7 protein-coding genes are annotated in these 8,787 nt (G+C 70.1%); 3 read left to right on the plus strand and 4 right to left on the minus strand.

The window, feature by feature from the left end:
* Positions 1 to 91: 91 nt before the first annotated feature.
* From ACWF0M_RS33140 to ACWF0M_RS33155, 4 genes are read right to left on the minus strand one after another with little or no spacing between them, the layout of a single operon-like run.
* Positions 92 to 1,000, minus strand: coding sequence for a ribonuclease Z (locus ACWF0M_RS33140; RefSeq protein WP_452239684.1), 909 nt, complete (start codon positions 998 to 1,000; stop codon positions 92 to 94).
* On the minus strand, positions 993 to 1,961 hold the full coding sequence (locus ACWF0M_RS33145) for a pyridoxal-phosphate dependent enzyme (protein WP_452239685.1): 969 nt from the start codon (positions 1,959 to 1,961) through the stop codon (positions 993 to 995). Before ACWF0M_RS33145 ends, ACWF0M_RS33140 begins: the two co-directional genes overlap by 8 nt.
* Positions 1,961 to 4,969 carry a glycine--tRNA ligase gene (locus ACWF0M_RS33150; RefSeq protein ID WP_452239686.1) on the minus strand — a complete coding sequence of 1,003 codons (3,009 nt, stop codon included), beginning with the start codon at positions 4,967 to 4,969 and terminating at the stop codon, positions 1,961 to 1,963. Before ACWF0M_RS33150 ends, ACWF0M_RS33145 begins: the two co-directional genes overlap by 1 nt.
* 34 nt (positions 4,970 to 5,003) lie before the next feature.
* Positions 5,004 to 5,537 carry a TetR/AcrR family transcriptional regulator gene (locus ACWF0M_RS33155; RefSeq protein WP_452239687.1) on the minus strand — a complete coding sequence of 178 codons (534 nt, stop codon included), beginning with the start codon at positions 5,535 to 5,537 and terminating at the stop codon, positions 5,004 to 5,006.
* Positions 5,538 to 5,630: 93 nt separating this feature from the next.
* On the opposite strand from ACWF0M_RS33155, the gene ACWF0M_RS33160 reads away from it, so the two are divergent.
* The 3 genes from ACWF0M_RS33160 to ACWF0M_RS33170 all read left to right on the plus strand — a co-directional run bounded on the left by ACWF0M_RS33160 (position 5,631) and on the right by ACWF0M_RS33170 (position 8,727).
* Positions 5,631 to 6,545: a TIGR03564 family F420-dependent LLM class oxidoreductase gene (locus ACWF0M_RS33160; RefSeq protein WP_452239688.1), complete on the plus strand. Its 915-nt coding sequence runs from the start codon at positions 5,631 to 5,633 to the stop codon at positions 6,543 to 6,545.
* Between the two features lie 59 nt (positions 6,546 to 6,604).
* The gene (locus tag ACWF0M_RS33165) at positions 6,605 to 7,861 is read left to right on the plus strand and encodes an RNA polymerase sigma factor (protein ID WP_452239689.1); all 1,257 of its coding nucleotides are present in this window, start codon (positions 6,605 to 6,607) and stop codon (positions 7,859 to 7,861) included.
* An 83-nt stretch (positions 7,862 to 7,944) separates the two neighbouring features.
* Positions 7,945 to 8,727, plus strand: a complete 783-nt coding sequence (locus ACWF0M_RS33170) for an alpha/beta fold hydrolase (RefSeq protein WP_452239690.1) — start codon at positions 7,945 to 7,947, stop codon at positions 8,725 to 8,727.
* Positions 8,728 to 8,787 lie beyond the last annotated feature (60 nt).

Here is an 8,787-nt window from a genome sequence, read left to right on the forward strand (position 1 = left end):
TGCTAATCCTGGCAGGGCCTGGAACTGCGCGGGTCCGGGCATGTTCGCCGGTCCGTAACGCATTGTTCGCCCGCTACGCCTAGCGCTGCGGCTACCGGCGAGCCGGAACTGAGACCCGGCTGAGATCCGAGGCGACCACGATCTCGCCCGAGAACTCCGCCGCGGCCTCCTCGTGGAAGCGTTCCGGCTCCAGGTAACGCTGCGAGAAGTGAGTGAGGACGAGCTTGCGGACACCGCATTCGGCCGCGACCCGAGCGGCCTGGCGGGCGGTCAGGTGACCGAAACGGCGGGCGAGCTCGGACTCGGACGACAGGTACGTCGACTCGATGACGAGCAGGTCGGCGCCGTCCGCGAGGCGCAGGACGTTCTCGCACAGGCGGGTGTCCATGACGAACGCGAACCGCTGCCCCGGCCGCAGCTCGCTGACGTCGTCCACGTACACGGTGCGATCGCCGAGGTCGAGCGATCCGGCCCGTTGCAGCCGGCCGACGTCGGGCCCGGTCACGCCGTACGCCGCGAGCTTGTCCGGGAGCATCCGGCGTCCGTCGGGCTCGATCAACTGGTACCCGAAGGACTCGATCGGGTGCTCCAGGCGCCGCGCCCACAGCTGTCCGAACGATCCGACCGACAGCAGCCCGTCCTCCTCCACCGGCTCCTCGAGCAGCTCGGCCCGCTCGAAGAACGACGCGGCGTACCGCAAGCGTGTGAAATACGTCTGCCCCGACGCCGGATAGTGCGCCCGCACCGGATGGGGTACGCCGTCCAGCGACAGCCGCTGCACCACCCCGGGCACCCCGAGACAGTGGTCGCCGTGGAAGTGCGTCACGCACAACCGCGTGATCGCCCGGGCCGCGAGCCCGGCGTAGATCATCTGCCGCTGCGTCCCCTCGCCGGGATCGAACAGGAACCCCTCGTCGTCCCATCGCAGGAAGTACCCGTTCTGCGTGCGTTCCCGGGACGGCACCTGACTGCCGGTCCCGAGTACGACGAGCTCACGCAAGCGCGGCCGCCAACCTCGATGACGACATATTGCCGCCGCAGGACACGACCGCGACCCGCTTCCCGGCCAGTTCGGTACGTCGTTCGCGCGCGGCCGCGAACGCCAGCGCGGCGGAGCCTTCGATCAGCTGGTGCTCCGTGTCGATCACCGTCCGGAGCGCGTCCCGGATCGCGTCCTCCTCGACCAGCACCCAGTCGTCGACCAGTTCACGGCACAGGTCGAACGTGATGCTCCCCGGCTCGACGCTGCCCGCCGTACCGTCCGACAACGTCTGCCCGGCGTCGACCTGCACGATCTCACCGGCCCGTACCGAGGCCGCCATCGCGTCGTCGACGGCCGGCTGCGCGCCGTACACGCGGATGCCGGGCAGCTGCTTCTTGAGCACCGCGGCGACGCCGCTGATCAGCCCGCCGCCACCGACCGCCACCACGACCGCATCGAGCGGCGCACCGGCCAGCTGCTCGACGATCTCGACGCCGACCGTCCCCTGCCCGGCGATGATGTCCGGGTCGTTGTACGGCGGGATGTACGCCAGCCCGTGCTCCGCGGCGTACGCGCGGGCCTTGATCTCGAGGACGCCGGTGTCGTTGCCCTCGGCCCGTAGTTCGAGACCGAGCCGACGCAGCGCCGCGACCTTGCCCGGCGCGGCGTTCTCGGGCAGGTAGACGATGCCGTGGCCGCCGAGCGTCGCGAGCGCGTTGCCGACGCCGAGCCCGTGATTCCCGGTGGACGCGGTGATCACGCCCGCCGCGCGCTGCTCGTCGGTGAGCGTGAGGATCTTCGCCAGCGCACCGCGGGCCTTGAACGATCCCGTCCGTTGCTGGTGCTCGCATTTCACGAGCACCTCGGCGCCGAGCTCCTCGCTGAACGCGTCGTACCGGACGAACGGAGTCAGCGGCAAGTACTCGCGCAGGCGAGGCGCAACACGCTCCGCCTGCACGGCAACCTCCGCAGGGGTCATCACTCGGCAGCGTTGAGACTCGTGCCGAGGACCTGCCAGTCGAGGACCGGGGCGGCGAGTTTGCTGATCGTTGCCAGCAGCCCCAACCGCGCGGCACGGACGTCCGGTTCCTTCGCCATCACGAGGATCTCGTCGAAGAACGCGTTCACCGGCTCGACCAGGACCGACGCGGCGGACACGAAGTCGCCGAGCCCGGTCGGCGCCTGCCCGATCTTCTGAACCGCCTCGTGCAGCACAATCTCGGCCGGCTCGGTGAGCTTGCCGGCGTCGTACTCCGCCTCGGTGCCTTCCGGAACGATCCGGCGGACCCGCTGCAGTACGGCGACCAGATCGGCGAAGTCGCTGTTGCCGACCAGCCCCTGCAGCGTCTTGAGCGTCTCGTCCGCGACCACCGGAGCAGTTGCCAACGGCAACACAGCGGCGACTTGGAGGTGATCGTCACCGCGGTCGAGCAGCTGCTGCTCGTACCGCCGTACGGTGAACTCAGCCACCTCGCCCAGAGACTCGGCGGGTACGTCGATGCCCTGGGCACCGATCTCCGCAGCGGCCGCCTGCAGACCTGTTTCGAGCGTGATCGCCCGCAGCTCCGGGTGCTCGCGGAGGATCGCGACGACACCGGCAGCGGCCCGGCGCAGCGCGAACGGGTCGGAGCTTCCGGTCGGCTTCGCGCCGATCCCGAACAGCCCGGCCAGCAGGTCGAACCGGTCGGCGAGCGCGAGCAGCGCGCCCGGAGTCGTGGACGGAACCGGGTCACCGGCCGACCGCGGCAGCTCCATGTCGAACAGGGCCTGCGCGACCGCCTCGGTCTCACCGGCGCGCTTGGCGTACTCGCGCGCCATCGTGCCGGCCAGGCTGGTCAGCTCGACCACCATCTGCGAACCGAGGTCGAACTTGGCCAGCTCGGCGGCCCGCTTCAGCGTGGTCAGGTCGTCGCCACCGAGGTCGACCTTGGCCGCCAGCGTGAGAGCGATCCGCCCGATCCGGCCGGCGCGGTCGGCCATCGAGCCGAGCCGCTCCTCGAAGGCCAGCTTCTCCAGCTCGCTCTTCATCGACTCCAGCGGCGTCTCCAGGTCGGCCCGCCAGAAGAACGCGGCGTCCTCGTAGCGCGCCCGCAGTACCGCCTCGTTGCCGGCCCGGACCAGGTCCTCGTCGACCGAACCGTTGGCCACGGCAACGAAATGCGGCAGCAGCTTGCCGTCACCGTCGCGGACCGGCAGGTAGCGCTGGTGCTTGCGCATGACCGTGGTGAGGATCTCGCTCGGCAGGTCGAGGTAGTCGGCCGCGAACCCGCCCAGGATCGGCGTCGGCTCCTCGATCAGGTTGACGATCTGGTCGACCAGCGCGGCCTCACCCTCGACGTCGACGGTTCCCTGCACCTTGGCAGCCAGCTCGGCGGCCGCGTCGACGATCGTCGTACGGCGGCGCGCCGGGTCGGCCTCGATGCCGTGGATCCGGAGCAGGTCCAGGTAGCCCTCGGCCGACGCGATCTCGACCTTCGGCTGCGCTGCGGTCCGGTGCACCCGCGTGGTCCGCCCGGCCGCGAGGCTCGAGACGGAGACCGGGACGATCTCGTCGCCGAGCAGTGCGACCAGCCAGCGGATCGGGCGGGTGAACGACAGCTTGGCGTCGTTCCACCGCATGTTCTTGTCCGACCGCAGGCCCGCGACGATCTCGCTCAGTACGCCGCTCAGCACCTCGGCCGCTCCGCGACCCGGATCCGGCTTGGTCACCGCGACGTACTCGACGCCGTCGACATCGAGGTCGTGCAGCTCGGTCGGCTCCACCTTCTGGCCGCGCGCGAACCCGGCGGCGGCCTTGGTCAGGTTGCCGTCGGCGTCGTACGCGGCCGCCTTCTTCGGACCGCGGACCACCCGCTCAGCGTCCGGCTCACCGGCCTGGACGGAGGCGACGAACGCCACCACCCGGCGAGGCGTCGCGTACGTTGTGATCGCGCCGTGCCCGAGCCGCGTCGCGGCCAGCTTCTCCTCCAGCGCCGTCTGCACCGCCGCGGCGGTCTTCGTGACCTCCGACGGCGGCATCTCCTCGGTGCCGATCTCGAAGGTCAGCTGCCGGGTCCCGGTGATCGCGGGGAACTCGGTCGGCTCGGCCGCCGCGGCCGGAAGCTCGGCGAGTCCGAGCGGGTACTCGAGCTCCTCACGCCGCTCGGCCCACAGCCGCGAGACCTCGCGGGCCAGGGTCCGCATCCGGCCGAACGCCTTGGCGCGTTCCGTCGTACTGACGGCACCGCGGGCGTCGAGGACGTTGAACGTGTGCGAGCAGCGCAGCACCTGGATGTGCGCCGGCACCGGGAGGCGGTCGTCGATCATCCGGCGGGCCTCGTTCGCGTACTCCTCGAACAAACGCTTCTGCGACTCCACGTCGGCGTCGTCCAGGTAGTACCGGCTCATCTCGTACTCCGCCTGGCCGAACGCCTCGCCGTACGAGATGCCCGGCGCGTAGGCGATGTCCTTGAAGTGCGAGACGCCCTGCAGCGCCATCATGATCCGCTCGATGCCGTAGGTGATCTCCACCGACACCGGGTCCAGCGTCATCCCGCCGGCCTGCTGGAAGTACGTGAACTGGGTGATCTCCAGGCCGTCCAGCCAGACCTCCCAGCCCAGGCCCCAGGACCCGGTCGCCGGGTTCGCCCAGTTGTCCTCGACGAACCGGACATCGTGCGCGTCGATGTCGATCCCGAGCGCGGTCAGGCTGTCCAGGAACAGCTCCTGCGGGTTGCCCGGGTCCGGCTTGAGCACCACCTGGAACTGGGTGTGGGTCTGCAACCGGTTCGGGTTCTCGCCGTAGCGGCTGTCGTCCGGCCGGACACTCGGCTCGACGTACGCCACCCGCCACGGCTCCGGACCGAGCACCCGCAGGATCGTCGCCGGGTTCAGCGTTCCGGCACCGACCTCGGTGTTGAACGGCTGCACGATCATGCAGCCCCGGTCGGTCCAGTACTTCGTGAGCGCGATCAGCGCGTCCTGCATGGTGAGCACAACAAACCTCAAGCCATCTTTCGGGACAGTTCCGCAGCGAAGTCTATTAGGCGGAGGCGGGTGCTATCCCCCGGATTGCCAGCGTGAGCAATCGGTCGGCCTGAGCGGTGTCCTCGGCACTGGCCAGCGAGATGCCGTTGACCAGCTTCAGCAGGTCCTCGATCCGGACTTCCGCGGGTACGGCGCCGGCGTCCTGAGCGCGCTCCAGCAGCTTCCGGCCGGCCGAGATCACCCGCGCATGCGTGTCCGAACCGCAGTCGCCACTCATCACCAGAACCGTCGCCAGACCGCGGCTGCTGGTCGCGTGCCGGACCATCGCGCGCAGCCAGTTCGTCAACGCCTGCAGGGAATCCGGATCGTCGAGCAGCTCGGTCGCCCGCGCACAGACCGCGTCGACGCTGCTCCGGAACACCTCCTCCAGCAACGTGATCCGGCCGCCGAAATGCCGGTGCAGGGTCGCCGACCCGACGCCGGCCCGGCGGGCGATCTCCTCGAGCGACGCGTCCGCACCGTGCTCGGCCACCACCTCGGCCGCGACCGCGACCAGGCGGTCCCGGTTCCGCTGGGCGTCAGCGCGCATCTGGGTAGGTCCCTTGACGTAAGTGGGGTGGTCCCCCATATCGTAGCCGAAGGTAAGCGGGGGACCACCCCACTTAGATCGAGGAGACTTGCGATGCGCATCGGTATGGCGTTCGGTGACGTCCGTGGACGGGCCCCGCTGCCCGAGATCACCCGGCAGATCCAGGAGGCGGCCGCGGCCGGAGTCGGCAGTGCATGGGTGACGCACGGCCTGGGCTGGGACGCTCTCACCACCCTGGCCGTCGCCGGCCCGGCGGCTCCCGGGATCGAGCTCGGCACGGCCGTGGTGCCGTTCCCCCAGCGGCACCCGCTCGTGCTCGCGAAGGAGGCACTGACCGTGCAGGCGGCGATCGGCAACCGGCTCACCCTCGGCATCGGCGCCGGCATCGCCGGGATGGTCAGCAGGATGTACGGACTGCCCACCGATCGACCGGCGCGCCGGCTCCGCGAGTACCTCGAAGTACTGCGGCCACTGCTCCGCGGCGAACCGGTCGACCACCACGGCGAGTACTACACGGCAGCCGGAGCGATCGACCTGCCGGCCGGCGACCTGTCCAAGGTCGAGGCTCCGTCGGTCATGATCGCGGCGCTCGGTCCGGCCATGCTGAAGGTCGCGGGCGAGCTCGCCGACGGCACGATCACCTGGATGACCGGACCCCAGACACTCAGCAAGCACGTCGTACCGTCGATCACCCGAGCGTCCGGGAGCCGCAACCCGCGCATCGTGGCGGGGCTTGCTGTGTGTCTCACGTCCGCCGAAGACGCCGTACGGGCGCGGTTCGCCGAGGAGTTCGCACTCGCCGGGCAGGTCCCGGAGTATCGGGCGATGCTCGACCGGGAAGGTGCCGCCGGACCGGCCGACGTACTGGTCGTGGGCGACGAGGCCTCGATCGAGAAGCAGCTCGACCGCTTCCGCGACGCCGGCGCGACCGACCTCATGCTGGCACCGATCGGCACAGCGGAGGAGCAGAACCGGACGACCGCGTTCCTGTCCACGGTGGCGCGGTAACCAGGCCCAGACATGCGGCGGTGGGGAAAGAGCGAGTGATTCCTGCCTACTATCGGCGGGTGACGGTTACGGATGCGCACGGGGCGGTCGACGCGGTCTGGAGGATCGAGTCGGCGCGGATCATCGCGGGCGTCGCACGGATCGTGCGGGACGTCGGGCTCGCGGAGGAGCTGGCCCAGGACGCGCTCGTGGCTGCGTTGGAGCAGTGGCCCGAGTCCGGCGTACCGAACAATCCCGGCGCCTGGCTGATGGCGATCGCGAAGCGGCGGGCGATCGACCTGATCCGGCGCAAGGACACCTACCAGCGCAAGCTCGCCGAGATGGGCCACGAACTCGAGATCGATGGCGAGAGCGTCGAGGACGACGTGGAGGCGATCCTCGAGGACCACATCGAGGACGACCTGCTCCGCCTGGTGTTCACGGCCTGCCACCCGGTGCTCACCATGGACGCGCGGGTGACGCTGACGCTCAAGCTGCTCGGCGGCCTGAAGACCGACGAGATCGCCCGCGCGTTCCTGGCCCCGGAGGCGACGATCGCGCAGCGCATCGTCCGCGCCAAGCGCAACCTGGCCAAGGCCGGCGTCGAGTTCGAGGTGCCGTCCGGGCCGGAGCTCCTGGAGCGGACGTCGTCGGTGCTCGAGGTCATCTACCTGATCTACAACGAGGGGTACTCCGCCACGGCCGGTGACGACTGGATGCGGCCGGCCCTGTGCAACGAGGCGATGCGCCTGGGCCGGCTGATCGTGGAGCTGATGCCGACCGAGCCCGAGGTACTCGGCCTGCTGGCCTTGATGGAGCTGCAGTCGTCCCGCGCGAACGCACGCGTCGGAAGCGACGGCGAGCCGGTGCTCCTCCTCGACCAGGACCGCCGCCGCTGGGACCGGCTCCTGATCCGCCGCGGCCTGGAAGGCATCGACCGCGCCTGGGCCCTCGAGAAGCCACCTGGCCCGTACCTCCTGCAGGCCGCGATCGCCGCCTGTCACGCGCGCGCGGCCGACCCCGAGGACACCGACTGGGCCCGGATCGCCGGCCTGTACGCCGTCCTCGCGCAAGTCACCCCGTCACCGGTCGTCGAACTGAACCAGGCGGTCGCGATCTCGATGGCGTTCGGGCCGGAACGTGGCCTGGCAGCAGTCGATCTGCTGGCGGACGACCCGTCGCTGAAGGACTACCACCTGCTGCCGAGCGTGCGCGGCGACCTGCTGTTCAAGCTCGGCCGTCTGGACGAGGCCCGCGCCGAGTTCGAGAAGGCCGCCGCCCTGACCCGCAACGAACGCGAACGCAAGCTCCTGCTGGAACGCGCCGCGGCCTGCTGAAGTGATCTAGGTCACAACCTGTCGAGAGCCCTCCTCCACGCTCGACGCAGTGGTGAGATCCACACCAACCAGGAGGAGCCACTATGAACACCGTCGTATCGAAGGACGGCACCACCATCGCCTACGACCGGCGCGGGAACGGGCCAACGCTCGTTCTCGTCGACGGCGCACTCTGCTCCCGCGCACAGGGCCCGATGCCCGACCTCGCCGAGGCGCTCGCGGACCGCTTCACCGTCTACAACTACGACCGGCGCGGGCGCGGCGACTCCGGTGACACGGGCGAGTACGCGGTCGACCGGGAGATCGAGGACCTGGCCGCGGTGATCGAGGCAGCCGGCGGATCGGCGTACGTATACGGCTCGTCGTCCGGCGCGGCCCTCGCGCTACGGGCGACGGCGGCCGGGTTGCCGGTCGAGAAGCTGGTCGCGTTCGAACCGCCGTACGTCGTCGACGACAGCCGCAAACCGATCCCGCGGAGCTGGGTCAGCGACCTGCAGGCACTCGAGCCGAGCGATGCGATCAAGTACTTCTTCACCAAGGTGATCGGGCTGCCCGGGATCTTCGTCACGATGCTGAAGCTGATGCCGGCCTGGAAACCGATGAAGGCGATCGCACACACCCTGCCGTACGACGCCCAGGTGGTCGGCCGGAACGCCTACGGCGAGCCGATGGACACCGAGCAGTGGGCGCCGATCGAGCAGCCGGTGCTGGTGGTGAACGGCGGTAAGAGCCCCGGCTGGATGAAGACCTCGACGCGGGCGCTCGCGGCAGCGGTGCCGGGCGCCGAGCACACCGAGGTGCCGGGTCAGAACCATGTGATCAAGGCCGCGGCGATCGCTCCGGTCATCGCGGACTTCTGCAGGTGACGGATCGCCAGGCCATCACAATCGCGCCCGCCGGCCCCGCGTGAGCGGGAAGCCGGCGGG

This window comes from Kribbella sp. NPDC055110, from assembly GCF_053607525.1.

Coding starts and splice junctions, on each gene's coding strand:
- ACWF0M_RS33145 (WP_452239685.1), bottom strand. CDS start 1,961: ATGACCCCTGCGGAGGTTGCCGTGCAGGCGGAGCGTGTTGCGCCTCGC.
- ACWF0M_RS33155 (WP_452239687.1), bottom strand. CDS start 5,537: ATGCGCGCTGACGCCCAGCGGAACCGGGACCGCCTGGTCGCGGTCGCG.
- ACWF0M_RS33160 (WP_452239688.1), top strand. CDS start 5,631: ATGCGCATCGGTATGGCGTTCGGTGACGTCCGTGGACGGGCCCCGCTG.
- ACWF0M_RS33170 (WP_452239690.1), top strand. CDS start 7,945: ATGAACACCGTCGTATCGAAGGACGGCACCACCATCGCCTACGACCGG.